Raw genomic sequence first — 25,515 nt, forward strand, 5'->3', positions numbered from 1 at the left:
ACCGACACTAGACACGTCGGGCTGTTCGGGTGACCACATCATCAGGAACTTGGCGGACCTCCACGATGGGCAGCATGGTGGCAGTGGCGGGGAGGCCGAGTTCCCGTGGTGTGGGGCCTGCGGGCGTGGGGGTGTCAGTAAGCCGGTCGAGGAGCGCCTCGATGGCGGTTTGGCCGTCGTCGACCGCAGCGCGTTCGTCCTCGGTCAGAGGGATGGAAGCGAGCATGTGCTGCAAGTTCTCCTTGGCTTCAAGGAGTTGGGCTCTGCTGGAGCCCTTGGGGGTGTAGAAGTCGCAGCGGGCGCAGGCCAGCCGGTGCTGGCACTGTTCGAAGAAGGTGTAGGTGCACCAGCCGTGGCCCAGGTCGTAGTACTGCCAGGGCTCGCCGGCGGCCGCCGCCCCGGAGGCGACGGCGTCGCGGTCGACGAGAACCTCGATGGTGCGCACGTTCCGGGCAAAGTAGCCGGCCTCGCTGTACGCCTTGGCCAGCGTCTTGGGAGAGATCTTCGCGTAGAACTGAGTGGAGCTAGGTGACCGGTGTCCGAGCCATGCCTGCAGCTCGAATAGAGTCATCGGTTCCTTGGCGTTGTAGAGCTGGCTGGCGATGGTGCTCCGGGCCCGGTGGCTGGTGATTTTGCCGCGGACGTCGCTGTCGGGGACCCCGGCCTTCGTGCACAGTGCCGGGATGATCGTGCGGTTGATGTAGTCCTTGGAGACGCGTTTGGCGCGGTGGGCGAACATGAACTCCACGCGCTCGCTGGTCTTGGCGTCCAGCATCATCGGTTGCTCGGGGCGGACGGCCTGCCAGACCTCGATGGCCTGTCCGAGCAGGGGGTCGACCGGCTTGGTGAAACTCGTGCCGGTTTTGTGAGTCGGGACGTCCAGCAGACAGACAGCGTCGCGGGCGAGGACGTCCGCAGCGTCCGGGCTGACGGCCGTGCCGTCATGCTGCCAGCGGACGCAGCCGGTGCGCAGGCGGCGGATCTCGTCGCTGCGTTGGCCGCTGAACAGCCAGGTCAGCGCCACGGCTCGGGAGAGTTCGAGGGGATAGCGGGGGCCGCTGCTGGAAGTGGGCAGGTCCTCGGAGGTGAGGTTGATGCCGGCCCACAGCAGCTTGGCCCACACCTCGTCGGCGATGACGCGGGGGTTGGGACCCAGCAGCGCGCGGACGCTGCGAGGCGTCTCCAGCGCGCGCCCGGGATCGAACCTGCGCGGTATCCACTCCCATTCCTGAAGGTCGCGGAAGAACGCGCGGCTGGCGGTGAGCGCACTGTCCTTGGTGGAGGGGGACATCGGGTCCCCGAACACGCCGCGGGTGGCAGTGCGTTCGGCGTAGTCGCCGATCCGCATCCGGTCCACTGTTGCCACCCAGGCCGCGCAGATCGCCCTCGTCCACTGGGCGGGTTCGGTGATCTGCGGGTGCTCGGCGGCAAGCCACCGGCCGGTACGAGCCAGGTCCTGGCGGTAGGCCAGGCGGACATTGCGACTGAGTATGGAGGTGTCGAACCACCGGCAGACCATCTCGGCCCACGGCGCCGGCACATTCGTCCAGCGCTGGGCCCCCAGTTCCCCCAACAGCTTCTCGTTGCGTGCGACGGGCGGCTCGCACCGCCCCAGCGCCGCCAGCGCCCGTTGCAGCGAGTGCAGGTCACCGGATGCCCTCCCGGTGGAACACACCGCCTCACGAAGGCGCTCCACCAACGCCGCGTCCATATCCGCCAGCAGCGGGCTGCGGTTGAGGAGCATCGCGTGTGCGATCAAGGTGCGCACCGATCGGTTGCCCGTCGTGTCCAGGCGGTAGCCCCAGCCGCGCAGCAGGCTGTAGACGGTGTCGACCTCCCGGTCCACGCTCTCGGAGCCGAAGACCGTGCGGGCCAGGCGCAGCCGTTCGAAGCCGAGGAACAGGGCTTCGTCCACGGGCGCGCCCAGGAGGTAGGCGTAGGCCAGCAGGCGGGGGCGGCATGACTGCGACGCTTGTGCCGGCCACTGGCGGCTCCATTCCTCCGCGTCGGCCCCGATCACACGGGTCCAAACGCTCTGGTCCCAACTCCACCACGCCGAACCGGCCTCGGCGGTACGGACCAGCAGCATCCCGACCACCTGGTAGTCGACCCACCGGTGGTGTCCGGCCTTGTCCGGGATCCTCAGGCAGGACCGCACCTGCTCCAGCGGCCCGAGCAACCGCGCCAGCGCACTGCGTTCCGCCCGGGTCAGCCGGGAAGAGTGAAACAGCCGTGGGCCGGCCTGCACCAGCACCGCATGCTCGTCGGCACTAAGTTGTGGGTCCCGGTCCCAGGACGCGCCTTCCAGCGGCCAGGCCCACTCGGGTGCCGTCTTCCCAGCGGCCAGGGCAAGTGCCCTCACCGCGGCTGTCCGGTGCCCTCGGCGCCGGCGCTCAGCAGCGCGACGCGCTGGGTATGGATGTGTTCCATCCCCCGCGCCAACTTCTCGGCCAGATCCCAGCCCGAGAGGTGGATGTAGCGCATGGTGGAGTCAGTATGCAGGTGTCCGGCGAAGGTAGCGATCGCGTGCACCTCCCACCCCATCCGCGCCAAGTCGGTCAGGCACAGATGCCGCGTGGTGTGCGTGGAGAAGCGCTCCACCCCGGACTCCACGGCGATCCGGCGCACCACCTTCGACCACGTCCACAGGCTCAGCGGCTGGGCGAAGTTGCGCCGCGACTCGGACAGGAACAGCCCACCGCGCGCCCGGCTGACCGTGGCCCGGTGCACCAAGTACTGCGACAGCAGGACCCCGGTCGCCGCCGAGTAGGGCACGACCCGCTCCCGGCGGCTCTTGGTGGTCTCCGCCCGCACCCGCACCAGCCGCCGCCCCGGATCCAGGTCATCGGTGCGCAGCGAGCACAACTCCTCCCGGCGCAGGGCCGCATCGTAGGCCATGGCCAGCATCAGCCGAGTACGCACCGGCTCGGCGGCGGCTATCGCCAGCACGGCCCGCCACTGCTCGTCGCTGGGGATCCAGGGAAGCTTCACCAGCCTCCGCACCAGCCCACGCTGCCCGCCGCCACGGGCCCCAGGGGTATAGCGTCCCCGGCCGACGGGATTGTCCTGGCGCAGCCCTTCCTCGACCAGGAAGTCGTAGAACAACCGCACCGACACCAGGCGCTGCTGGAGCGTCGCATTCGACAATCCGGCACCGGAGTCCAGAGCCACGACGTTGACGCCCCGGCGGCTCGGTCGTGAGCTCAACTCGCGTACATGCAGCGCGACATGGGCTCGCGTGGCCTGCGCCGGGTCGACGCTCTCCCGCTCGCACAACTCCAGGTACTCCGCCAGCCCCCGGGCGTAGGCATCGATCGTCCTCGGCGCCCGTCCCAAGTCCTGCCACACCTGCAGCCAGGCCGCTGCCTGCTCATGCCGACCGAGTATCGGCCACTTCTCCCTGAGCTCGACCATCTGGTACCGCTGATCCCTTCAGTCCGTGGGTCCCCGTACGAGACCGCAAGCCTCGCAAGTGATTCCACGTAACTTCTAGGTCGTCGTGCTGGAGGTCCCAGCCATGGCCGAGGAGCGGGGCGAGGGCGGGGTCGCCGGTGCCGGTGGAGCCGGCGAGGTAGCGCGGGGAGACGTAGACGTCTCCATCAATGGTGTGGAGGTCTTCGTGGGGTGGCACGGGTTCCTGAGAGGTTGGGGGTAGAGGCGGTCACCCGGCGGGCAGCATGGCCGCTTCGAGGTCGGCAGGCCGACCGGTGTAGTGCAGTGTGCGCAGTCCCAGTCGGCGGGCGGCGCTGCAGTTGTCGGCGCGGTCGTCCACGAAGAGCACGCGCTCCGGATGGACGGCGCCGAGGGTGTGCAGGGCATGTTGGTAGGTGGCGGGGGCCGGCTTGCACACCTCCAGCCGGGCCGAGTACAGGGCGTGGGCCATCACCACTCCCATGCCGAGGAAGTAGCCGTTCAGCAGGCCCCGGCTGCGTCGGGCCGAGGCGGCTGCCGGGCTCACGCGGCCGGCCTGCCCCTCTGCGCTGGCGACGCCCAGGGCGACCGGACAGTCGGACAAGAACAAGCTCCTCGAAGGTCAAAACAGGGTCAGCAGGATGAGAGGGTCACGGGCTGCGTCGGCGGCGGATTTCGATCGACGAAGCCCACTGCGGGTGCTCGGCGAGCAACGCACGGGCGTACAGGGCCGTGTAGTCGTTGTTCAGGCCCCTCACCTCGTGGGGGTGACGCCATCGCAAAGCCTCGAACAGGGCCTTCATCCCGACCTTTTTCGCCCCTGCTTCGAGCCGCTCCTCCACGAGCTGCTCCAGGGCGCGGTAGATCCAGGGGTGCTGGGCATCGAAGGCGCGAAACCGGTCAGTGATGGTCAGGGAGAGGCCGAGGCCCGGTAGCCCGTCCTGTGTGATGGTGGGCATGAGCTATGGGCTCCTCTCGTAGCGGGAGGTCAGGAGGGTCAGGCAGGCGGCGCAGCCGGGTGAACGCGATCGCAAGACCGAGGGCTTGCAGGAGCGCTGCACCGGTAACGGCGATTCCGAGATCGGAGGGTGGAACGACCGCAACGAGGAGCCCTGCGGCGGGAAAGGGCAGCAGGAGCAGCAGGATCGTCACCGCGAGGGTGCTGCCGAAGACACTGGGCGGGATGAGGTGGGAGCGCATGGTGCGCAGGACGACGGTGAGTCCGCCTTCGCCGGCCATCAGAGCGGCGATCAGCAGGAGGTAGCCGCTGTAGGAGTCCGCCTGGGCGACGGCGAGGGTTGCGGTGGCTGCGATGGCGGCGGAGGCGGTGCCGACCGGCCACAGGCCCCAGCGGTCGATGGCCCGGCGGGCTGCGGTGACGGCGAGCAGGGAGGCGAGGGCTGCTGCGGACCAGATGAGTCCAGCGTCGGAGCTGGAGCGCCCGAGTTCGGTGACCACGATCACTGGCATGGCTGCCTGGAGGAGGCCGATGGCCACGTTGGAAGCCAGCAGGCCGCCGACCAGCCAAGCAAGGCCCGGCAGCGAGCGCAGCGTCAGCCAGCCGGCCCGTAGCCCGATCTTCTCCGACGTAGAACCGATCGGGTTGTGGCGCTGGCGGGGGCTGAGGGCGGCGGCGAGGAGGGAGAAGCCTGCGAGCATACCGAGCATCACGGCTGGGCCGCCGTACTCCAACAGCAGGCCCGACACCACAGGTCCGGCGAGCATGGCGCTCTGGTCGATCCCCAGCAGGGCCGACTGCACCTGGTGCGCCCGACCTCTGACTGTCCGGCTCGCCTCGCCGCCGGCGGTCTCGGCGGCGACATAACTGAACTCGGTGAGGACCCCGGATACCGGGGCAAGCACCATGACGATCACTTCCGCGAGCGCCCTGGTCCCGTGGACCACCAGCAGGAGCGCAGCAGTGAGGACGACCAAGGCCCGCAGGACACACGCGGCGCGGAAGACCTGGGCGGTGCCGAGGCGGTCGACGAGGGTGCCGGCCACCACGAAGGCGCCCAGCCGGGGCAGCCATTCCAGCGCAAAGGCCAACCCCGTCAGCCCCGGAGAACCGGTGGCGGCCAGGACGAGGAGGGGGGTGCCGTAGGTGGTCATCGCGAAGGCGACGCTGTCGGCCGTCCTGGGCAGATAGACACCGCGCAGCAAGGCCGTTGCGGTCCGGCTTGGTTGCCGAGGCCAGCCGGTGGGCCCCGTCACGCGGCGGTCTGGGTCGTGCCCATGACGGCCTGGTTCGAGGCCAGCCACTGATCCAGCAGATCGCGTGCCCTGGTCAAGTCTGCGAGAGCCTCCTCGCTCAGCCGGAGGTCGTCTCCTGGAACACGGGAACCAGGTTCCGCAGGGAGTGCCGGTGCCGCGGTCAGGAGCGCGAGGGTGCTCTGGACGCGGCTGATGAAGTCGGACACCGGATCCGGATAGGCGTGGTGGCGGGCCCACTGTGCCGTCGCGTCATAGACGTCGGCCAACTCCAGGCCAGGCGTGGTCAGTCCGAGGCGGTCTCCCGGCCGGACGCGGACGAGGCCGACGTCGCGGGCCCAGTCCGTGGCCCGGCGAAGGCGGGCCTCGCTGAGATCAGCGAAGGTGCTGGCCAGCCGGCGCAGGGGTACGGGGCCATGGTCGTCGATCTCGGTGACCAAGCGGATCAGGGCCTGGCAGGAAAGCACCGAGCGGGCATCCTGCACGGTGCCTGTGGAGGGGGAGCTATTCATCGGCGAGGTCCTCCCGCCGCAAGTGCTGCCGCTCCCGAACGAGCGGGAGTGGTATGGGAGAAGAGGTCACGGTGCTGCCACGTCAGGGCGGAGACCTGGCCGTTCCTGCTCGGCGCGGGCGTGGCGGTTGGGGCTGGTAGCCGCGACTGATTGCTGACCCACTTCTTCGGAGCGGGCGCAGTGACCGGACGTCCCCAGAGCGGGTGCCGGGCGGCCTGGGTGAGGGGCTGCCCGGCCGACCATGCAGACAGAGCACCGAAGACAGGCCCGAGGGCGTCGCCGGCACCAGACAGGCTGTAGGGCTTCCCGATGCCGGCGGTGTCGACCAGGCCGTCGGCCACGAGCTGCCGCAGGGGCGGGTAGACGTTGGTCCAGTCACAGCCGGGCATGACCGTCCTGGCCAGAGCCCGACCACTGGCTTCCCCCCGGGACTTCAGCACCCACAGGATTGCAGCGGCGTGCCGACGGGTGAGGAGGGTGAGGCTGTCCTCGATCTGCTCGATCGCGGGCAGCGGCCGGTCCGCCTGCTCCAGATGTTCCTCTGCCCAGGTGACGATCAGCGGCAGTACCGGCAGCAGGGCGGCGCCGCGATCGGTGTGGCCGTAAGTGACGTGCCGCGGGGTGTGCTCGGTGCGCTGGACTAGGCCGGCTTCGCACAGGGCCTGAAGTTTGGAGTGGAGCTGGCCGTTTTGCAGCCAGGTGATCTTGTCCGCGACTTCGTTGTAGCGGAGCGGCGGGCCGGACAGTGCCAGCAGGATCCGCACGTTCCATCGTGGAGTGATCATGGCGAGTACCTCAGTGACGCGGGCGATGTCGGCGTCGGCGTCGGGGGGCAGACCGGTGGTAGCCAAGGGAGGAACTTCCTGGGTGAGTGAGCGGGGTACCCGCGCGGTCAGCGGCTCGGAGCGGTGCTCGCGGCCGAGGCAGGAGTAGCAGGCAGGGCCGGCACGGAGGCGGCTACCGGCTCGGAGGAGGCGGCGCGCCCCTCGGCAGAGGCGACGCGACCCAGGCTCTGGAGGACGGCGAAAGCCGTCTTGGCCTGGAAGTCGCGGACAGCGACTGCTTCGGCGAGGCGCCGGGCGCAGTCGAGAACGTGCGTCACCTCGTGTCCGCCGATCTGTCGATCGGGGTGGACGAATTGACCGAGAAGGTCGCGTTGGACGGTGATGCTCTGCTCGGCGACGGCAAGGTCTCGGTGCATGCCGAGAAGGGCGGCGAGCATGCCGGGCGGCTGCTCCTGGGCGTGGGCTTCAAGGTCGGCCAGCGGCGCGCCGTAGAGGTCCTGGATCCGTCCGGCTACCTCGGGGGAGGTGATGTGGTCAGGCAATCGGGGGCTTTCACGGTCGGGCCCGGGCCGCCCCGGCACGCTGCGGTGCCGGGGCGGCAGTGGGGAGGGTGGTGGCGGCCACCGGTTGTGCCATGCGGACGGGCCGGGGCTGCTGGCACGCAGTCGGCATGGTCCGCAGCAGGTCACCCAGGGCGGCTCGGTAGCTGTTGCGGGCGTCGAGCGCAGCGTCCAGCCACTGCGCGTCAAATCGCAGGTCACCCGCGGACAGCTCGTCCACGTCGTGCTCGGCAGCCATGGCGTGGCGGACTCGGTCGCGGACGCGGACGACCTGCTCCTCGGCCAGGGCGAGGAACGAACGCAGCTCCATGGCGCGGGTCAAGGCGGCGGAGGCATCCGGGCTGGTGGCTGTCGCGTACAGCTCGGCGATAGGAGCGTCGAAAACCTGCTCCAGCCGGGGGTCCAGGGTGCTGGGCTTGAGCCGGACGCTCACCGCAGGGGCACCCGTCGGGATACCGGTTCCGGTACAGTAGCGGGCCGGGGTGGCGTGGTGGTCTGCACGGCCGGGCCCTGCCGGGCCCCGCCGCTGAGACGGGCCGCCAGCCGTTCCGCGGCCAGGCCCTGGTTTCCGACCGGGAGCTCCCGGGCCCCGCGGCTGAAGCGAGCCGCCCGTTCCGCGGCCAGGCCCTTCTTCCCAGGGGCATCGAGGTCGAGAAGCCACTGCACGACCCCGGCTCGCCCGTTCCTGGCGGAGACGGCTGCATTTACTCGGTGAGCCATTTCCATAGCTGGGTCATCGAGTTCAATCGGCTGGGTTTCGAGTACCGCGACGAGATTGTCTTCGGCCTCTTCCAGTACCTTCTGGGACTCGGCGAGCAGGCCGTGCCAATGAACGACTTCGGTGGCCTCACGGTTCTCATGCGGAGCCGCTGTGACAGCCCTTTGCAGTTCGAGAAGGCTCATACCGAAGCGGGCCTCGATCTGCTCGGTGATGACGCCCATGACATCGTCCATGTCATCAAGCACAGTGCATTCCTTTCATGTGCAGCGACTCCTTGAGACTCACCGGCGGAAATTGACAGCGCGGCGTGGCCTCTTAGTGGAGGCAGGTGTAGACGGTCGGGTAGACGTAGACACCGGAGACCCAGCCCTTTACGCCGGTCTTCTTGTCCGTGATGTAGACCCAATAACCGGACTTGGTCACCTTGTGGACGGTGAACTTGTGGCTCTTGTAAAGAACCCCGACAGCGGTGGACTTCGACGACGCCTTCGAGCGGATGGTGACAGCGCTGGCATGGACCTTGTACGGCCCGGACTTGTCACACGAGGCGGAGGCAGCGAAGGATGCCGGGGCTGCGGCGTTGGCCGCCGGAGCGGTGACGGCAGGCAGCGCGATGGCCGCGGTCACGGCTGCGGCGGCGGCAAGACGGGAAAGGCGCAAGGAGATTTCCTAACAGTTGAAGGGAGAAAGCGAGGCGAGGTATGCGGGGGCGGTTACATCAGTCGAGGCACATGTAGACCTGCGGTAGACGTAGGTGCTGGAGACCCAGCCCCTTTCGCCGGTGGTCGTGTTGGTGATGTAGTGCCAGTTACCGCGGGTCTTGTGGACGGTGAACTTGTGGCCGCAGTACAGAATCCCGATGGGGGGGTCGACTTCGACGACGCATCCGAGCGGATGGTCACGGCCTTCGTGTCGATCACCCACGAGCCAGGACGGTCACACGGCCGGGAGACCTGGGGGCTACTCGCCGCGTTAGCCGGGACATCCGTAGCCACCGCCGCTGAGGCGATCGGCGGGGCGAGAATGGAGCATCGCGACGACCTTCGCAATTCGTGTTGAGCGCATGCGGAATAAGCCTCCTTCCGGAAGGGGGAATGTGTGGAGAGGCGGCCAGAGCTGTCGTCCCGGCAGCCATATAAGAGTCCGGAGAATCGCCGGTTTGGCCAACCGGCGATCGTCGGCTATGTTGCGCCGCGCATGGTCGCTTCGAGGCTCAGCGCGATCGGCCCGGCGGCCGTGGAGCAGGTGCCTTCGGTGCGGGAGTCGGGCGGACGAGTGACGTGGCCGGCCTGACGGGTGGGAGCGGTCCGGCCTTGCCCCTGAGCCGGTCATCGCACCACTGGAGGGCTTCTCCGACCGTGGCGAAGCCACCCTCGCGCAGGCTGTAGGTCCGGGCGTCGCTATCGACTTCTTCGATCACGACACGGAAGGGGGAGGAGCGGCCATCGAGGGCACGCAGCGCCGCCACGATGACCGGGTCGCCCGGGTAGTCGTGGGTGTAGGAGTACCCGAGTGCGAAGTGGTCTCCGTCGGTCGCGAGCCTTCGCTCCAGAGCCCGGGTTGCCTCGTCCGCGGGCTGCGGGCCCGATCCCAGGTTGAGTTCAATCGAATCCGTGGGGCAGCCGGCAGCGGTCGAATTGGGAGGCCACGCTCCGGACAGGCACCAGCGCTGGTCCAGGAGGCATCGCCAGCGCTATATGAGTCAGCGGGCGTGACGGTGCGAGGGGGCCCGCGTGGGGTGCGGCAGGCCCGGTACCGCAGAGGGCATCGGAGCCGAGTTGCGGGTCGTGAGCTGCGGGGAGCGGGAGCGCGCCGCGTGAGTGCGCGCGCTCAGCGGTCGGCTGGCCATCCCCAGGCGGCGTCCGACCGTGTCGTAGACGTCGTTGCCTGCCCGTGGCCGAACGGCGACGACGTGGACTTCCTGCCGGTAGGTGGACGTCTCGGGCGCTGGTCGGAGGCCGTAGACAACGCGCCATTCCCGCCGGGAATCCACGAACAACTTGCGATAGTCCTTCAAATCACCTGTGAGCCGAATCCCGAATCGCTCGGCGTTCACAACTTCTTGCAGGTAGGCGAGGGTGAGATCGCGAATGTCGGTGGGGGCTTGGAGGAGGTCGGTGAGCGCACGAGGGTCGAAGCTCAGGCCGAAGGCCGGGCGCCCCCCGGTCATGACGCCAGCTCGTGCTCACCGGACGCGGATGACTCCGGCTCGGCCTCTGTTGCCTTCTCGGCTCGCGCCGACGGCGGGGGGCCGGGAAGGACTCGGTGAGCGGGGCGGTCCGGGGAGGTCATGCACGCCGACAGCGGACCGCCAGGCGAGCGGATCGCCGCGATGGTGTGGGTCAGGAAGTCCCGATGCCACACGAGCATCCCAGACAGGCCCGCTTCGGGATCTTTGTGCTGCTGATAGGCGAGCCAGAGGGCATGAAGCCAAGCGACGACGTCGGCGTGCTCCTGCCACTGCAGGCACCAGGGCGCCGCCGTGGTGACCTCCGCCCCGTAGACCGGGAGGAGGCAATCGTCCACCCAGTCACTCAGTGCGTCGAGTTCGTCCTCGTACGCCTCGCCCTCCAGCTCCAGAATGGGACGTGGCTCCGGCGGCGCTGCCGGGGCCGCTCCGCCGAGCCCCGGCAGGCCGAACGCCGCGAACGGAGAACCGCCGCCCCCGGCAGTCGGGGTTGAGGCAAGGTGGTCGAGCTGCTGGGCCTGCTGCGCCGACTGCTCCATCAGCCGTCGGACGCTGGCCTCTATCCCCTCCAATTGAGCATCTGGAATGTGTACCGGTTCCAACTCCCCGTCGGCAGGCGGGTCTACGGATTCAGGCATGGGAATGACCTCCTACGAGCCGTGAAAAAGGGGAAACGGGAAGCGTGGCGAGTAATTGCACTGGAACTTTCGGCAGGGTACTAATGGGCCCGCCGGTACGGAGATGGGTCCAAATTCTCCCGCACGTCACGGTGTTGGGCGTCAGGCAGTGAGTGTCACGTCGTCTTGAGTGAGGTTTTTGCGGATCGTCTCCGTCAAACGGTCCGCTGCGATCGAGGCGTAGTGCTTCGTCTTCTCTACGCCGATGAAGTCGCGGCCCTCCAGCAGGGCCGCGACCCCTGTCGAGCCGGAGCCGGCGCAGAAGTCGAGTACCGTGCCGCTCTCGGGACTGATCTTGACCAGCTCGCGCATCACCTCGACGGGCTTTTGTGTGATGTGCTGCCGCTGCTTGCCCGACGGCTGCGAGGCGCTGTAAAGGCCGGGCAGGTAGACCGGGTTACGGGAACCGTCGATGGACCCGTTGCTGGCCCAGACAATGAACTCGCAGTTCTGGGTGAAGCGCCCCTTCTGGGGCCTGGCCTGCGGCTTGTGCCAGGCCAGCACACCCCGCCACAGCCAGCCAGCCGCCTGGATCGCATCGGTGGTGACGGGGAGCTGGCGCCAGTCGGTGAACAGTAGCGCCGTGCCGCCGGGCTTCGTCAGCCGGTGCGCCTCGGTCATAATCTGTGTCAGCCAGAAGCCGTAACTGCGTTGGTCCATGTTCTCGCCGGTGAAGTCAGCCAGGCCGTGGCCGGCATCGGCGGAGGTGTACTTCTGCTTCGCGGAGCGGGTCGTGCGCTCCTTCGCGGTCCGGCCCCCAGAGTTATACGGCGGGTCGGTGATGACGGAGTCGACACAGTCGTCCGGAAGATCGGCGAGGACGCTGAGAGCATCGCCCTGGTGAAGGGAAAAGGGCAAAGAGAACCCCGATTCGGGTGGGAGCTTAAGGTGGGATAGCTCCCCGTCGCACGTGTAAGTCCCCGCGAGCCGAAATAGGCGTACAGAAGCCCGGGGCTGCAAGCAGAGGGCGGGGGGAGTCCCAAAACTGTAGAGGGGAATTTGCCGACGACCAAGAAGTGTCGTGCAGGGGGGTCGGAATCCGGCCCCTCACGTCAGCTTTTTGGTCAACTGCCAATCTGGGCCTACTGTTTTTGAACTGCCCCGGCGCAACACCGCCGCTGACTGAACCCCACCCTGCCTCACGGAGGTTCCCCCTGCCCCGGCACCCCTAGCCCACACCCTGGCCGGCGCGGCGAGCGGCAACTCGCCAAAGCCGACCTACACCTCGACAGCCCACCCCGGCCGCCGCCCCCTCCACCACTCCACGCGCACGCGGCACGCCGGAACTGCACTCAAGGACATTTATGACCTCTCGCTACCCGCCCCTGCCTGAAAACGGTGATCGGCCAGCGGGCCGCACAGGTTGAAGGCGCTCGCCGCCGGCCTCGGCGTCGTCGTCCTCTCCCCCGTTCTCCTCTTCGGTACGGCCACGATGATGGCCACCGCCAGCCAAGCCGCCCAGAACAGCGGGCAGTTCAGCGACTGCCTCACCACCGGTAGCAACACCAACGCGGCCACGAAGAAGATCACCAAGCTCCTCGACGGCGCGGACAGCAAGCACGTCCACATCAAAGACCTCACGCTGCCCGCGACACAGATCCCCAACGCCCAGACCATCATCACCACCGGCATCAGCCTCAACGTGCCAGCCCGCGGCCAGGTTGTAGCCCTGGCCACCGCGATGCAGGAATCACGCCTGCGCAACCTGGGCAGTGGCGACCGCGACTCGGTCGGGCTGTTCCAGCAGCGGCCCAGCCAGGGCTGGGGCACCGCCCAGCAGCTCCATGACCCCGTCTACGCCACGACACGGTTCTACAAGGCGCTGGAGAAGGTTCACGGCTGGCAGCAGCTGACCGTCGCGCAGGCCGCCCAACGCGTCCAGAAGTCCGGCTTCCCCCACGCGTACGCGCGGTGGGAAAGCCTGGCTACCGCGCTGGATAGGGCCATCACCGCGTCGCTCCCCCACTCCGCGCAGGGCAAAGACGCCCAGGACGCGTCATCGGGCGCCTCCTCGGTGTGTGTCCCAAGCAAGGACGGCTCCAGCTGGGGCCCCATCCCCGAAGGCAAGGTCCCGAAGGGCTACAAGATCCCCAAGGGTGCCGCCCCCAGGGCTCGCAAGGCCATGCGATGGGCAATGCAGCAGCTCGGCACGCCCTACCAGTGGGGCGGACACTGCACTTCCCCACGCGGACCTCACCCGATGGGCCGCTGCGACTGCAGCTCGCTGACGGAGCAGGCGTACGCCCACGCCGGCGTCAAGCTCACCCGCACCACATACACGCAGGTCCGTGATGGCAAGGCCGTCTCGCCGCAGAGCCTGAAGCCCGGCGATCTGATTTTCAGCCGGGGCACTGCCTCCCGCCCCGAACACGTCGGCATGGCGCTCGGTGACGGCTTGGTCATCGAGGCCCCCCGGACGTCCAAGCCGGTCCGGATCACCCCGATCGCGGACTGGTCGATTCTCGCCGCGCGCCGCGTCGTCTGATGCCGCCCGCTCGGCCCGTCGCCTCTCCTCCGCACCTGGAGCTCGGCGCCCCTCCCTCTGCTCTCTTCTCCCCTTCCCGCCGGGCTGTCCCCTGCCTGGCATGCAAGGAGCTTTGCCATCACCACGTCACTCGCAGACCGCGCGATCGTCTACCTCGCCTACAACCCCGGCATCACACCCCAGGACGGTGGCTTGCCCGGCCTCTCCGTCCTGAAGTCCGTCGTCAACTCGATCAACCTCTTCGGCATCATCGCCGTCGTTGGCGCCCTGGCCGTCTCGCTCGGTGTGTGGGCCTGGGGCCATCACTCGGGCGGCCACCAGGCCGAGGCGAACGGCAAGAAAGGCGCCACCGTCTCCGCCGGCGCAGCCCTCGGCCTCGGCGCCGCCAACGGTGTGGTCGCGTTCTTCAGCTCGCTGGGGTCGCAGATCCACTGATGTCCAAGCCCCCCTCTCCCCGATCCCGATCCGCGTACGGCTTCCGCTGGCCGGCCAACCGACGCATCGCGATCGTCGCCCTCGCCTTGACCGTGCTGCTGGCCATCGCCGGCGGCGCGGCCCTCCTCACCGGCCGCAGCGAGCAGCCCCCAGAGCACCCCATACCGACGAGCAGTTCGCCTCCGCCCGCGCCGGACCGGCCGGTGAGAACCGGCTCGGTGCCAAAGCCGCCACAGACTTCTGATCCGGTCGCCTACGCCAAAGCCGCCGCGACGATGCTGTGGTCCTACGACACCCGGAATACCAGCCGTGGCCAGCAACTCGACGGCATGCAGGCATGGATGACCGGCGAGGCGAAGTACGCCGACTGGACCTCGGTCTCCGGCCAGGTACCTGATCCGGTGCTGTGGTCGCGTATGGCCGACCAGGACCAGCACGCCACTGGCACGGCCGCCGAGGGGCACTTCCCGAGCACGTTCAAGCAGGCCCTGGCGGACGACCCGTCAGCGATCACCGAGGCGTACGTCTACGTCGTCACCGTCAACGGCAAGCAGAAGATGGCCTGGAAGAAGCACGGCGGCGGTGCCGAGGAACGCGCCATCACGCTCGCCGTGCAGTGCCGGCCCCATCACGACTGCTCCCTGGCCGCCATCTCCCCTCGCGTCGCGCCCTGACCGCCTGATTCCGAAAGGAGAGACACGCTCCCATGGCCTTTTGTGACTTGCCCCTGGCGGACAAGGTCTGCTCGGCCACCGACGCAGCCGGCGACGCGATCGACTTCGCCTCTAACCCCGGCGCGGCGATCGGCAACTGGATCGCCAAGAGCGCCGGCGAACTCGCCGCCGCGGCAGCCGACCTCGCCGCGAAAGCCGTCAACTCCACCACCCATGTCGACCTGAGCGCGGGATGGTTCCGCGACAACTACGAGATGTTGCTGCCCATCGGGCTGACCATCCTGGTCGCCACCTTCTGTGCGCAGCTCATCCGTGCCGCCGTCCGACGCGACGGCCAGGCCCTCGCCCAGGCTTTCACCGGCACCATGTCGGGTTGCCTATTTGCCTTCGGCGCCATCGCCGCCACCACCATCGCCATCGAAGTGGTCGACGCCCTGTCCGACGGCCTCTTCCGGGCCTCACACCAGTCCGTCGAGACGGCTGTGCGACGCACCGTGAAGGTCTCGGAGATCGGCGCGCTATCCAACTTGGGCTGGATGGTCGCCACCGTGGCCGGCCTCGGAGTCGCCCTCGGCGCCGTCCTGTACTGGTGCGTAATGCTGGTCCGCAAGGTCGGCATCCTCGTCATGGTCACCCTCGCGATCTTCGCGGGTGCCGGTGGCGGCTGGGAAGCCGCCCGCCGCTGGCGTAAGGGATGGATCGAAGCCACCGCCACCCTCGTGGTCTCCAAGCTGCTGATGACGATCATCTTCGTCCTCGGCGTCGCCGCGATGGGCAACACCTCTCCCAAGGGCGGGCTCGGTGCACTCGCCGACGTCCTGTCCGGGATCGTGATCATGGTCCTGGTACTGCTGTGCCCATACGCCGTGTTCAAGTTCGTCCACTGGGCGGCCGAGGGCACAGACGGGGAGTCGATCCACCGCGCCGGTGGCGCCGGTGCCCAGATGGCCCGGCAGCACGCCGAACGTGCCGGACGCAAGGGTGCTTCCATGGCCGCCACCGCCGGAACCGGCGGAGCAGCCGCCGCGGCGGGCGCAGCTCCCCAAGGCCCCGCCGCAGGCTCCGGAGAGTTCCCCGGCGACATCACCGCCACGTCCTCCGGCGGAGACTCGGGGGTCTCATCAGGCGGTGATGCCGCCAAGTCGGGGCTGGAGAAGGCCGTCCAGCCGCCGCCGACCAATGCCGCCGATGACACCAGCGGGCACGTAGGCGGAAGTTCAGCAGCAGGCGGCTCCGGAGAAGGCGCCGCAGCAGGCCAGGCCGGCGGATGGCAGTCCAGGCCGCCCACCACGACCCCGCCGCCGCAGGGGGCGACGCCCTCCGAGCCACAGTCCGTCAGTCCCTCGTCACCCCCGCCGACCGGTACCTAACCCCTGTCCGACCCCTGGGGGCGGGAGGTCTCCGTCTCCCGCCCCCAGCCCCGCGCCCAGGACCACTGCTCTTTGTCTGATCTCTCCGTCGCCCCGGTCTCGGTGAAGTTTCCGCACCGGTCTCGCCGCGGCATTCTCCTCGGTCTTACTCTTTCCCAACTCGCCTTGGTATCCGGTGCACTGGCGCTGCTTCTGGTGACGGTCATGACGACCGGGCTCGTTGGCGCCATCGCCCTCGCACCGCTGTGGGCGGCCGTCGCTGCCCTGGTGACGAACCGTCGGCACGGCCGCTCATTGATCGACTGGGCCCCCATCGTGGCGCGCTACGCAAACCGCCGTCGCACTGGGCAGACCCTCTGGCTCGCCCGTCCCATCACCCGGCCCCGGCAGGACGGCGTCCTGCACCTGCCCGGCACCTCCGCCTCCCTCAAGGTCGTCACTCCCGGCGACTCCGCCACCGGCTCGGCCGCCATTCACGATCCTCATCAGCAGACCCTCACCGCCATCGCCCGAGTCAGTAGCAGAGCGTTCGCCCTGCTCGACCCCGCGACGCAGAACCACAACGTCAACGGGTGGGGCCGAACTCTGGCGGGCATCGCCCGCACCGGACACGTCGCCACCGTGCAGGTCCTGGAGCGCACCGTCCCCGACAGCGGCGATACCCTCGCCCGGCACTGGACCCAGCACGGCCGACCCGACACCCCGGTCGCCGGGCAGGTCTACTCCGAACTGGTTGCCGCCGCCGGACCCGCGGCAGCACCGCACGAGACGTACCTCGCGATCTCCCTGGACCTCAAAGCCGCCAGACGCCTGATCTCGCAGGCCGGTGGCGGGCTGCCCGGTGCCTTCACCGTCATGCAGCAGACCACGGCCAGCGTCGCCCAGGCCGCCCGGAATGCCGGACTAACGGTCACCGGCTGGCTCAGCGCACGGGAAGTCGCCGCCGTCATCCGCACCGCCTACGACCCCAAAGCCCTGTCGGCCCTGCAGCAGTGGTCCGAGACCGGCCGCGCGGAAGCCGATCCCGCCGCCGCCGGACCCGTCGTCCAGGTCGAGGACTGGGACCGACTGGCCACCGATTCCGCCCGCCACGCCACCTACTGGGTGGAGAACTGGCCGCGCATCCAAGTCGGCGCCGGATTCCTCCACGGCCTGATGTTCACCGCCGGGGTCCGCCGCAGCCTGTCCCTGGTGTACGTGCCCCAGGGAATCGAGTCGGCGCTGCGCGACGTCCAGCGCCGCAAGTCGGCGATCATGGCCGACGCCAGCGAACGCGCCCGGCGCGGCCAGGTCGACAGCGAAGAGGACAGCGTCGAATACGCCGACGTCAAGCAGCGCGAGCGGCAGCTCATCGCCGGACACGCTGATGTCGCCCTGACCGGACTGGTCACCGTCACCGCCCAGAGCGACGACCTCCTGGACGCTGCCTGCGCGCAGATCGAGACCGCCGCCGTCACCGCCGGTGTCGACCTGCGACGCCTCAACTACCAGCAGCCCGACGCCTTCGCCGTCTCCGCACTGCCGCTGGCTCGCACCACTCTCTGACCCCCCGCCCTCTCCACTGATACGGCGGCAGCAAGGACCCCCGCACCTTTGAACTCGCCTCCCCACGCCGACGACGCGCACCCCTACCTCCGCGCCGCCACCGCCGGCATCCGCCACCACACCCGCGCACTTGCCCAGACAGCATCGCCGGAGCCGGCAGACCGCGCTCACCTCGACGTGCTCCATGCCCACCTGGCCGCCCTGCACCGGCTACTCGACCAACTCGCCGACACAACGCGCCCTCCGCTTCCCGGCGCGAGCCGGCACCTCTCCGTCGCACACACCCGGTTGTGGCAGGCCATTGCCGAGATCCACTCCGCCTTCCACCTCCTGCCGGCAGCGTCCACCACCTCCACTGAGTGCCGCCCGGAACGGCTACCGGAGGGACCGCCAGTCCTCACTATCTGCCAGCGCCATCTGGCCACCGGGCACAGCGTCCGCCGCAAGACCACTCCGAGCGACCTCAACACCCCGCTGCACGGCCACACCGCCCCCAGCAGCCAGTAACCCATCACCGAAAGGCACCAAATGCGCGCCCTTAAGCGTTCCACCTCCACCGCCGCCATCCTCGCCGCCCTCGCCGGCACCACCGCCCTGGTCACCGCCACACCGGCCTCCGCCGCCAGCTACCACTGCACCACCAGCAGCTACACCGTCGACGACCCGTCGTTCAACCCGGACAGCGACAACTGGGACTTCGACGTCCGGCTCTGCGCCAAGCGGAGCGGCGGCTACATCTACACCACGGCCAAGGTCAACTGGGACGGCCCCTACTCGGCCCCGAAGAACCGGTTCGCCAAGGCCCGCTTCCACCTGCAGACCAAGCAAAGCGCGAAGGGCACGGACCCGCTCGTGAAGTACGCCAACTACACCGGCCTGAAGCACGCGCTGGCACACAGCAGCAGCAACGGCAACGGCTCGTACGAAACCGGGACCCTCAAGCACCGGGCGGGCTCCAGCCGTTACCTCGCCGACGGCTACATCGAGCTGGACTGGGCGGGCGATGGCAAGGGCTACCGGAAGCCGCTGATTTTCCGCGCCTCCCCGCGCGTCTGACCCTCCACCGCGTCCAGACCGTCATCACGTGAAAGCCGCCCTGCCATAAGCCACCGACCCGCGCGCCGCGCCCGCCGTGCCAGCGCCAGCCCCCTGTTCACCCCGCACGGCACGGACCGCGCCTCCCGGAAAACCGCCCGTCGGCAGCTCGCCGAGGCAACCGCGAAGGCCCGCGTCGAAGCAGCCGTCTACGCCAGCGGCACCGGTGTGGAGGAGCAGGAGATGCCGGCGCCCCTCTTCCCGCCCGCGGGACGACCCGGCCCCGCGTCCTCCCGCAACAACAAGCTCAGACTGCCCGCCCACCGCATGACCACTGCCACCGTCGCGGGAGCGTATCCGTTCCTCGCCGAGGGCGGGCTGGGGGCAGAGGGCATCTACATCGGCCGCGACGTCCACGCCGAAGGCAGTTTCGTGTTCGACCCGTTCGCGCTCTACGGCCGTGTGGAGGGCTTCACGAATCCGAACGTTTTGCTGGCAGGGGTGATCGGCCAGGGCAAGAGCGCGCTGGCCAAGAGCTTCGCCCTCCGGTCGGTCGCCTTCGGCTACCGGGTCTATGTCCCCTGCGATCCCAAGGGGGAGTGGACGCCGGTAGCGCAGGCGCTGGGCGGTACGTCCGTCGCGCTGGGCCCCGGGCTGCCCGGCCGCCTCAACCCCCTGGATGCCGCGCCATGCCCGGAGAGCATCTCCGAGGCCGACTGGGTCGGCGAGATCCGCAAGAGGCGTCTGCTGCTGCTCGGCTCCCTGGCGCGGACCGTCCTCGGCCGGGACCTGCTGCCCATGGAGCACACCGCCCTCGACGTCGCCCTCAACGCCGTGGTCATCCGCGCCCAAGCCGCCGACCGGGCCCCGCTTCTCGGCGACGTCGCCGCCGCCCTCAACGACCCTACCCAGCTCGACGAAGCTGCAGGGATGATGTCCGGACGGCTCGGCGAGGCAGCGTCCGATCTCGCCCACGCCATGCGGAGATTGGTCCACGGCGACCTGGCCGGCATGTTCGACGCACCTTCCACCGTGCGCTTCGACCCCAGCACACCGATGCTCACGATCGACCTGTCCCGGCTCGGCGGAGGCGGTGACGACACCGCCCTCGTTCTCGCCATGACCTGTGCCTCCGCCTGGATGGAGTCCGCCCTCACCGACCCGCGCGGCGGCCGACGGTGGATCGTCTACGACGAGGCATGGCGTCTGATGGGCCATGTCGGACTGCTGCAACGTATGCAGGCCCAGTGGAAGCTCTCCCGCGGCCTCGGCATCGCGAACTTGATGGTGATCCACCGGCTCAGCGATCTGCTCACCGCAGGCGACGCCGGATCACAAGGCCGGGCGCTGGCCGAGGGCCTCCTCGCCGACTGCTCCACCCGCATCATCTACCGCCAGGAGACCGACCAGCTCCACGCCGCGGCCTCTCTGCTCGGCCTGACCTCCGTCGAGATGGACGCCATCGCGCACCTCAACCGTGGCAGGGGCCTGTGGAAAGTCGCGGGCCGGAGCTTCATCGTGCAGCACCTCCTGCACAGCCACGAGCTAGCGCTCTTCGACACCGACGCCCGCATGCATTGACAACAAGAGGCTCATGAATCCCAATGTCCAGCGCGAACTGATACCTCGCGACGACACTCTCCGTCTTATCGCCGCGTTCGACGACATGAAGGTCAAACTCCTCGACGCCGCGGAGCAGTGGCGGCTGCTGGACGGCACCGGCCATATGCCGGCCGCGCCGTCCTACGCCGAGCTGATCCAGCACGCCGCCGACGCGCAGTCCCTCGCCCGCGACGTCGTCCAGTTCACCGCCGACTTCGCCCAGACCGCCCACAGCACGAACCGAGACGGCAGTGCTGTACTCGCCCGCCTCTCGACGGCTTCCACCATGGCGTGCTTCGCCGCACCGTACTTCGCAGAGACGGCGGAGACCGCCCTCTCCCTGCGCCGGTCCTCCCGCCCGGCCGACAGGCAGCAACTGGAACACCGCATGGTCATCGACCATGCCACGGGGCGCGCCTACCTACGGCGCACGTCGGAATCGCTCCGCGACGCGGCCAAGGAACTCAGCAACCACCTCGACTTCCACCGCTTCTTCCCGGCGCCTTCCCCACGGGAGAGCCCAGCACCTCCACCGCCCAAGCCGAGCACACGCCACCGCTGACCCGAACCGAAACACCTCGGCCCCAAGGAGCCCATGCCCCACCACCGCGCAGACCTGTCCTCCTTCGCCGCCTCCCTCGCCGCCCGCCTGCCCGGCACCTGGACCAGTGAATATCGCCAGCACGGCGCCTACCGCGACCAGTTCCCACTTGCGGAAGAGGTCTGGGACAACGGCCTCGTCAGCTGGGCGTTTTCCGAGTTCGTCCTCCGCCACCACGCGCTGCTCGACGGCCCCGCCGGCCAACGGCTCTGCGTCATCGATCGGCCCCTGCACCGCCACCAGTTCCTCGTCGCACCCCTGCGCGATGGGACCCTCAAGCCGCACCACTTCGATGGTGTGGGCGAGCCCAACGGCATCAAGGTCGGCGGCGACCCGCTGCGTGCCGCCGCCGCGGTCACCCGGCGTCTCCTGCCCCACTACAGGTGCGCCCTGATCGACGTACGCCGCAACGCCCGGGAACGGCCTGAGCCGCCACTGCTTCACATCCCGCCCGAGGCCGACCAGGTCGTCACTCTGGTCTGGTACGAGGACGGAGTGCTGGGCACCCCTTATGCCAGCGTGCCCGAGGAGGCACGGATACACCTGTACGCGCACGGCTTCCAGTACCACCCGCACCGAGCCGCTTTCCTCCTGCCCACCGCGTACGGAGAGGCGGGTCGTGCACTTCGTATCCAGGCGGTAACCCACCAGCTCGCGACGCAGGGCATCGGCGTGAATCTCCGCCACGCGACACCGGCCACCAACCAGCACCCACCCGCGCCTCCGACCACCGTTCCCGCCACCGCGTTGGGCAGGCCCCGAACCACTGCACGCCGCTGACCCCTCCCGCCCCTCACCGGAGACCGACCTGCCCACTCCCCGCATCACGATCGTCATCGCGACCCGCCTGCACGACGAACGTCTCGACTACCTGACCGCCATGCACGCCAGCCTCACCCGGCAGACCGTGCCGTGGGAAGCGGTGATCGCCATCGACGGCGCCGACCCCGCCCGCCTGCCGGCGCCGCTCGTGACCGACCCCCGCATCCGCACTCTCGCCCTCCCCCGGGCCGTCGGCGCCGCCTGCGCCCGCAACCTCGCCCTCACCCAGGTCCGCACGCGCTATGTGAACTGGGCAGACGATGATGACGAGTTCACCGACGACGCCATGGCGACGCAGCTCAACGCTCTTGAATCAACCGGAGTGGGCTGGTGCGCAGGATGGAGCGAGGACCGTCACCCCGACGGCTCGACCACCCTGTGGCGCTGTCCCACGCCGCCCGGCCTGCACCAGGCCGGTGATGTGTGGACGTACTGGAAGCGCCCGTCGGACACCATTCCGATCGGCCCCACGACGATCCTGGCTCGCACCGACCTGGTGCGGGCGGCGCCGATGGGCGGCCTCGTCCAGGGCGAGGACTACATGGCCCTCGGCGTGACCAACCTCGCCCCCGGGGTCCTGCTGCCCGTCCCGGTCTACCGCTACCGCAAGCACCCGGGCCAGATGACCAAGCAGGCCACGTACGATCAGCTGGAATCCGCGTCCCGCGAGCACGCCTGGAACTACGGCCGCAGCCTGCGCGCCGCCTTCCGGTCCGGGGAGGCACTCGCCCATGGCTGACGCCGAGATCATCCTCACCGATAGTCGGCACAACGGCATCGTCGCCCTCGCCTCCGGCGAGAAGTACCCCTGGGCGCACACCGCTCTGCGAGAGAGCGGATTCCAGCGCGGCGAAGCCGGCATCTACTACCTGCCGGCCAACGAGTCAACCGCTTCCCGTACCACGGTGGCCGGTCTGATCCGGTGCGCCGAGCGGCACCACACCACCGTCAGTGTCAGCAGCCGGCAGTTCATCGGCGACATGGCTGACCACGTCGCCCGCCTGCTGCCCGGCCAGTGGGATGCACAGGTCGAGATCTACTCCCATCCCCTGTGGCAGGAGGACCTCGTGCCGTGGCTGTGGGACAGCGGCGAGCTCGGACGCGCCGTGCGCACCACCCGCCTCCCGTACGCGGCCACCCTCACCAACGCCACCACCGGCACCGGCCTCCTACTTGCCGAGCGCCCCGGGCACCAACGCGACTACCTGATCGGGGCCTTCGCGCCCATGCCCCTGGAAGGGGGCTTCGCTGACCCGCATGCCCCGCGAAGCGTCGTCCTGCCGCCCTCCCCCGGTCTCGCGGCACGAGCGATCACCGAACGGTACCTTCCGACCTACGACCGCGCCGTCCATGCCCGCAGCACCGACGCCGTCGCCGCGGCGCTCGCCCGCCTCCGCAGCGAACACAGCACCTGGACGGCCATGGTTGCCTCCGGCCAGTACAACGACGCCACCCCGCCCGAGTTCGATGCCCTCGGAAGCTCGACCGAGGATCTCCTGGACAACGCCTGGCGCAACTTCCTCGCCGTGCTCGACCACGCGCCCGCGCTGCTGAACCGCTGCCGTCCCGCCACCACCCCGTGGCCCGAGGACGCCACCGCCCTTGCACGCCTGGCGGGAGCCCTGGCCGACACCGAGGCCGTCCACGAAGAGCTGGCCTCCGGCGTCCCGCTCACCCGCGGCGAGCGCGCTACCCGAACCTGGACGCCCATCGAGACCTGGCTCACCCACGGCGAGACGTTCCTCCGCCAGGCGCACACCTGCACCCCACGTGTGCGAAACGGCCTCGCCGCGCCGGCTCCGCCTCGCGCCCTCCCGCCGGGCACCCCCGCACCGCGCCGCTGAGCACCAGGCCCAAGGAACTTCATGGCACCCCCCGAACACCCCATGGGCGACGGCTCTTTCCACATCAGCCCGCGGTACCTGGCCGCCAGCTGGCCAGCCCAACACCAGTCGCATCTCGCCAGATTCGCCAGTACCCAGCAGTGGCCGTCCCGCATGAGCACAACCACGTTCACGGCCACGAGCCCCTGCGGGCGTATCACCCTGCACCACGACCGCCGGGCCGAAGGCCGCGGGCGCCACCAGGTCATCACCGCACGCACCGCCGATGGGCCGGCGCCCAGCCCTCCACGCGGGCGCTGCGCCCCTCCCGCCCGCTGAGACAGCCACCCGTCCGTCGGTGCCCGCGCCCAGACACAACCGAAAGCTCCCCGCCTTGGCCGCATCCACCCACTTCGCCTTCGGCGCTCACCCCAACCACGGCTTCGTCGCCACCTTCTCCTCCTCCATGCCCGCGCACCTGGCCCATTGGTTCCTCGTCCGGGAACAGTTCGAGCCCGTCCCCGACCAACCGGGCCTCTTCCGACTTACCGAGCCCGAGCGCGACGGACCGCGCCGCACCCGGCAGGCCGTCCATGACCTGCGCCGCCACGGCTACGACGTGCAGACCGACGTCGCCCTCGATCCGGCTGCCGCAGCGAGGCCGCCTCGCCCCATCCAGTCCAATGGCCTGTCGGATCGGCGAAGCCGGATCGCACAGGCAGCCGCTGGCCAGTCACCGCAGTACGGCATGACACCGACGGCGTCACTGCCGCCCGCGCGGTCGGCCCTGCCGGAGCCGGGCTACGCGCCCACCGCCCGATTCCCCGACTCTGCCCCCGGCCGGTCGCGATGACGGCCCGGTCCCGCTGACACCGACCACCAGGAGCAACCGATCCCCATATCCCCCACGCCTTCGACGGCCGAACTTCGCTCCCGTGCAGGTAACTTCCGGCTGCGGATGGCCGTCTTCGACCGCGAGGTGGAGACCGTGCTCGACACCACCCGCGACCGCTATGGACGGACCGTCCACCATCACACCGCCACGGCAGCCCGCGCACGCCGGAACCGCGCAGCTATCGAGGCTTACGCCATGGATCTTGCCCCGCGCGCCGACGAACTGCTGACCGCCGCCCACCGCGCGCTCGACGAGCTTCCCCCCGCCCGACACACCGCCGCGTGGCGAAGCGTCCTCGACAGCCTCGCCGAGTCCCATGCCGAGATCGTCCGCGTCCTCGATGAGCCCGCCACTCCTGGCTCGGATGCTGAGCGGGAGCAGCACGCAGGGGTATGGCCGCATCTCGCCGCCTGGGCCGACCACGGCTCCATCGCCGTCGACCTCTCCGACCAGCATCACCAGCCCGCAACCGAACTGAACGCCCAGGAGCGTCAGATGTGGAGCGAAAGGGCCCGGGCTGCCCAGAGGCGTGGTGAGCTGGAGCTGATGGAGTCGTGGTACGCCGCCGACGGTCGACGGATCACGCTCGCCGATCTGGTCGAGGACGACACGTCCACCACGATTGCTCTGGTCGGTGACCCGGATGCGCCGGAGTGTCAGGTGATCGGGCACTACGACAGCGAGTACGCGGCCGGGCAGGCGCTACCGCGCCCCGTTCCCCCTGGAGTGCTGCGACCGGACGTCTCGCGCTTCAACCGCCCAGAGCTCGTGCCCGAGGTGTCCTTGCAGGAACTGCGCCGGGATGTCGTCGAGGCCCGCACCGCAACGGACGTCTCCGAAGCTCTGCTCACCACCACCCAGCACGGCTACGACGCGGGCCCGCTGGTCCGCCTCCAGGAACTCTTGGAAACCGCAGGCCAGTTCGCCTTCGCTCTGGAGAGCGTGCAGGGCCGCCAGGTCGCTGCCCGGCTCGCCTCGCTCGGCCGACAGGTCGAATTCCTCACCCGCGAGGTCCACGAGGCAGCCGAAGACCTCGGCGCGACCATCGCCGTCCTGCCGCCCCACCGCACCCCCGCACCTCGGATCCGCCCACGCCCCGCCCTGGACACCACGCCGCCCGTACCGACGCCGCGCACCACAGCAACCGCACGCCACCGCTAGAG

29 protein-coding genes and 1 pseudogene are annotated in these 25,515 nt (G+C 69.4%); 14 read left to right on the plus strand and 16 right to left on the minus strand.

The genetic code is table 11. The features are described 5' to 3' along the window. Positions 1-7: 7 nt before the first annotated feature. The 16 genes and pseudogenes from M8I34_RS20570 to M8I34_RS20645 form a co-directional block, all read right to left on the minus strand. Positions 8-2,362: a tyrosine-type recombinase/integrase gene (locus M8I34_RS20570; protein WP_250050975.1), complete on the minus strand. Its 2,355-nt coding sequence runs from the start codon at positions 2,360-2,362 to the stop codon at positions 8-10. Continuing rightward, positions 2,359-3,414, minus strand: a complete 1,056-nt coding sequence (locus tag M8I34_RS20575) for a site-specific integrase (RefSeq protein ID WP_250050976.1) — start codon at positions 3,412-3,414, stop codon at positions 2,359-2,361. Before M8I34_RS20575 ends, M8I34_RS20570 begins: the two co-directional genes overlap by 4 nt. A 247-nt stretch (positions 3,415-3,661) precedes the next feature. After that, on the minus strand, positions 3,662-3,895 hold the full coding sequence (locus M8I34_RS20580; protein WP_374210956.1) for an HAD-IA family hydrolase: 234 nt from the start codon (positions 3,893-3,895) through the stop codon (positions 3,662-3,664). 166 nt (positions 3,896-4,061) lie between these two features. Continuing rightward, entirely contained in the window at positions 4,062-4,370 is a 309-nt protein-coding gene (locus M8I34_RS20585) for a hypothetical protein (protein WP_250050977.1), read from the minus strand. Then, a complete protein-coding gene (locus M8I34_RS20590; protein ID WP_374210949.1) occupies positions 4,312-5,574 on the minus strand; it encodes an MFS transporter in 1,263 nt (420 codons plus the stop codon). The genes M8I34_RS20585 and M8I34_RS20590 overlap by 59 nt, the downstream gene beginning before the upstream one ends. A gap of 47 nt (positions 5,575-5,621) precedes the next feature. After that, the gene (locus M8I34_RS20595; protein ID WP_250050978.1) at positions 5,622-6,134 is read right to left on the minus strand and encodes a hypothetical protein; all 513 of its coding nucleotides are present in this window, start codon (positions 6,132-6,134) and stop codon (positions 5,622-5,624) included. Next, complete coding sequence (locus M8I34_RS20600; RefSeq protein ID WP_250050979.1) at positions 6,131-6,985, minus strand: helix-turn-helix domain-containing protein; 855 nt, start codon at positions 6,983-6,985, stop codon at positions 6,131-6,133. Before M8I34_RS20600 ends, M8I34_RS20595 begins: the two co-directional genes overlap by 4 nt. A 41-nt stretch (positions 6,986-7,026) precedes the next feature. After that, on the minus strand, positions 7,027-7,461 hold the full coding sequence (locus tag M8I34_RS20605; protein WP_250050980.1) for a hypothetical protein: 435 nt from the start codon (positions 7,459-7,461) through the stop codon (positions 7,027-7,029). A 10-nt stretch (positions 7,462-7,471) separates the two neighbouring features. Next, entirely contained in the window at positions 7,472-7,912 is a 441-nt protein-coding gene (locus tag M8I34_RS20610; protein WP_250050981.1) for a hypothetical protein, read from the minus strand. After that, positions 7,909-8,445, minus strand: a complete 537-nt coding sequence (locus tag M8I34_RS20615) for a hypothetical protein (RefSeq protein ID WP_250050983.1) — start codon at positions 8,443-8,445, stop codon at positions 7,909-7,911. Before M8I34_RS20615 ends, M8I34_RS20610 begins: the two co-directional genes overlap by 4 nt. Before the next feature lie 70 nt (positions 8,446-8,515). Then, positions 8,516-8,860, minus strand: coding sequence for an SH3 domain-containing protein (locus tag M8I34_RS20620; RefSeq protein WP_250050985.1), 345 nt, complete (start codon positions 8,858-8,860; stop codon positions 8,516-8,518). 9 nt (positions 8,861-8,869) lie between these two features. Continuing rightward, positions 8,870-9,124: an SH3 domain-containing protein gene (locus M8I34_RS41655; protein WP_308372478.1), complete on the minus strand. Its 255-nt coding sequence runs from the start codon at positions 9,122-9,124 to the stop codon at positions 8,870-8,872. Positions 9,125-9,413: 289 nt separating this feature from the next. Next, positions 9,414-9,824 (minus strand): annotated as a pseudogene (locus M8I34_RS20630) (hypothetical protein); the annotation flags it as partial. A gap of 78 nt (positions 9,825-9,902) precedes the next feature. Further along, positions 9,903-10,370, minus strand: a complete 468-nt coding sequence (locus M8I34_RS20635) for a hypothetical protein (protein ID WP_250050987.1) — start codon at positions 10,368-10,370, stop codon at positions 9,903-9,905. Then, positions 10,367-10,927, minus strand: a complete 561-nt coding sequence (locus M8I34_RS20640; protein WP_250050988.1) for a DUF4913 domain-containing protein — start codon at positions 10,925-10,927, stop codon at positions 10,367-10,369. The genes M8I34_RS20635 and M8I34_RS20640 overlap by 4 nt, the downstream gene beginning before the upstream one ends. 240 nt (positions 10,928-11,167) lie before the next feature. Beyond that, positions 11,168-11,923, minus strand: a complete 756-nt coding sequence (locus tag M8I34_RS20645; RefSeq protein WP_250050989.1) for a site-specific DNA-methyltransferase — start codon at positions 11,921-11,923, stop codon at positions 11,168-11,170. A 505-nt stretch (positions 11,924-12,428) separates the two neighbouring features. On the opposite strand from M8I34_RS20645, the gene M8I34_RS20650 reads away from it, so the two are divergent. From M8I34_RS20650 to M8I34_RS20715, 14 genes are all read left to right on the plus strand, one after another. Continuing rightward, positions 12,429-13,550 carry a C40 family peptidase gene (locus tag M8I34_RS20650; RefSeq protein ID WP_250050991.1) on the plus strand — a complete coding sequence of 374 codons (1,122 nt, stop codon included), beginning with the start codon at positions 12,429-12,431 and terminating at the stop codon, positions 13,548-13,550. Between the two features lie 117 nt (positions 13,551-13,667). After that, the gene (locus M8I34_RS20655; RefSeq protein WP_250051159.1) at positions 13,668-13,985 is read left to right on the plus strand and encodes a DUF6112 family protein; all 318 of its coding nucleotides are present in this window, start codon (positions 13,668-13,670) and stop codon (positions 13,983-13,985) included. Beyond that, entirely contained in the window at positions 13,985-14,659 is a 675-nt protein-coding gene (locus tag M8I34_RS20660; protein ID WP_250050993.1) for a hypothetical protein, read from the plus strand. The genes M8I34_RS20655 and M8I34_RS20660 overlap by 1 nt, the downstream gene beginning before the upstream one ends. A 32-nt stretch (positions 14,660-14,691) precedes the next feature. Next, entirely contained in the window at positions 14,692-16,029 is a 1,338-nt protein-coding gene (locus M8I34_RS20665; protein ID WP_250050995.1) for an ATP-binding protein, read from the plus strand. A 72-nt stretch (positions 16,030-16,101) separates the two neighbouring features. Next, complete coding sequence (locus tag M8I34_RS20670) at positions 16,102-17,574, plus strand: SCO6880 family protein (RefSeq protein WP_250050997.1); 1,473 nt, start codon at positions 16,102-16,104, stop codon at positions 17,572-17,574. Between the two features lie 48 nt (positions 17,575-17,622). After that, entirely contained in the window at positions 17,623-18,081 is a 459-nt protein-coding gene (locus M8I34_RS20675; protein WP_250050999.1) for a DUF6238 family protein, read from the plus strand. A gap of 21 nt (positions 18,082-18,102) precedes the next feature. Next, positions 18,103-18,630: a hypothetical protein gene (locus tag M8I34_RS20680; protein WP_250051001.1), complete on the plus strand. Its 528-nt coding sequence runs from the start codon at positions 18,103-18,105 to the stop codon at positions 18,628-18,630. A 45-nt stretch (positions 18,631-18,675) separates the two neighbouring features. Further along, positions 18,676-20,190, plus strand: coding sequence for an ATP-binding protein (locus M8I34_RS20685; RefSeq protein WP_250051162.1), 1,515 nt, complete (start codon positions 18,676-18,678; stop codon positions 20,188-20,190). Positions 20,191-20,203: 13 nt separating this feature from the next. Further along, positions 20,204-20,773, plus strand: a complete 570-nt coding sequence (locus M8I34_RS20690; RefSeq protein ID WP_250051003.1) for a hypothetical protein — start codon at positions 20,204-20,206, stop codon at positions 20,771-20,773. A 33-nt stretch (positions 20,774-20,806) separates the two neighbouring features. Continuing rightward, on the plus strand, positions 20,807-21,592 hold the full coding sequence (locus M8I34_RS20695) for a hypothetical protein (RefSeq protein ID WP_250051005.1): 786 nt from the start codon (positions 20,807-20,809) through the stop codon (positions 21,590-21,592). A gap of 49 nt (positions 21,593-21,641) precedes the next feature. Continuing rightward, positions 21,642-22,373: a glycosyltransferase gene (locus M8I34_RS20700; protein WP_308372495.1), complete on the plus strand. Its 732-nt coding sequence runs from the start codon at positions 21,642-21,644 to the stop codon at positions 22,371-22,373. Beyond that, entirely contained in the window at positions 22,366-23,478 is a 1,113-nt protein-coding gene (locus tag M8I34_RS20705; RefSeq protein ID WP_250051007.1) for a hypothetical protein, read from the plus strand. Before M8I34_RS20700 ends, M8I34_RS20705 begins: the two co-directional genes overlap by 8 nt. A gap of 373 nt (positions 23,479-23,851) precedes the next feature. Further along, positions 23,852-24,310, plus strand: a complete 459-nt coding sequence (locus M8I34_RS20710; RefSeq protein ID WP_250051008.1) for a hypothetical protein — start codon at positions 23,852-23,854, stop codon at positions 24,308-24,310. Between the two features lie 105 nt (positions 24,311-24,415). Next, a complete protein-coding gene (locus M8I34_RS20715; protein ID WP_250051009.1) occupies positions 24,416-25,513 on the plus strand; it encodes a hypothetical protein in 1,098 nt (365 codons plus the stop codon). Positions 25,514-25,515 lie beyond the last annotated feature (2 nt).

The organism is Streptomyces sp. MCA2, from assembly GCF_023544705.1.
GTDB lineage: Bacteria > Actinomycetota > Actinomycetes > Streptomycetales > Streptomycetaceae > Streptomyces > Streptomyces decoyicus.

Excerpts from the sequence above, each read along its gene's own strand:
- M8I34_RS20595 (WP_250050978.1), bottom strand. The coding sequence starts at position 6,134 with ATGAATAGCTCCCCCTCCACAGGCACCGTGCAGGATGCCCGCTCGGTG.
- M8I34_RS20680 (WP_250051001.1), top strand. The coding sequence starts at position 18,103 with ATGCGCGCCCTTAAGCGTTCCACCTCCACCGCCGCCATCCTCGCCGCC.
- M8I34_RS20575 (WP_250050976.1), bottom strand. The coding sequence starts at position 3,414 with ATGGTCGAGCTCAGGGAGAAGTGGCCGATACTCGGTCGGCATGAGCAG.
- M8I34_RS20640 (WP_250050988.1), bottom strand. The coding sequence starts at position 10,927 with ATGGAGCAGTCGGCGCAGCAGGCCCAGCAGCTCGACCACCTTGCCTCA.
- M8I34_RS20635 (WP_250050987.1), bottom strand. The coding sequence starts at position 10,370 with ATGACCGGGGGGCGCCCGGCCTTCGGCCTGAGCTTCGACCCTCGTGCG.
- M8I34_RS20665 (WP_250050995.1), top strand. The coding sequence starts at position 14,692 with ATGGCCTTTTGTGACTTGCCCCTGGCGGACAAGGTCTGCTCGGCCACC.
- M8I34_RS20695 (WP_250051005.1), top strand. The coding sequence starts at position 20,807 with ATGCCCCACCACCGCGCAGACCTGTCCTCCTTCGCCGCCTCCCTCGCC.
- M8I34_RS20585 (WP_250050977.1), bottom strand. The coding sequence starts at position 4,370 with ATGCCCACCATCACACAGGACGGGCTACCGGGCCTCGGCCTCTCCCTG.
- M8I34_RS20580 (WP_374210956.1), bottom strand. The coding sequence starts at position 3,895 with ATGGGAGTGGTGATGGCCCACGCCCTGTACTCGGCCCGGCTGGAGGTG.
- M8I34_RS20660 (WP_250050993.1), top strand. The coding sequence starts at position 13,985 with ATGTCCAAGCCCCCCTCTCCCCGATCCCGATCCGCGTACGGCTTCCGC.
- M8I34_RS20705 (WP_250051007.1), top strand. The coding sequence starts at position 22,366 with ATGGCTGACGCCGAGATCATCCTCACCGATAGTCGGCACAACGGCATC.
- M8I34_RS20690 (WP_250051003.1), top strand. The coding sequence starts at position 20,204 with ATGAATCCCAATGTCCAGCGCGAACTGATACCTCGCGACGACACTCTC.
- M8I34_RS20715 (WP_250051009.1), top strand. The coding sequence starts at position 24,416 with ATGGCCGTCTTCGACCGCGAGGTGGAGACCGTGCTCGACACCACCCGC.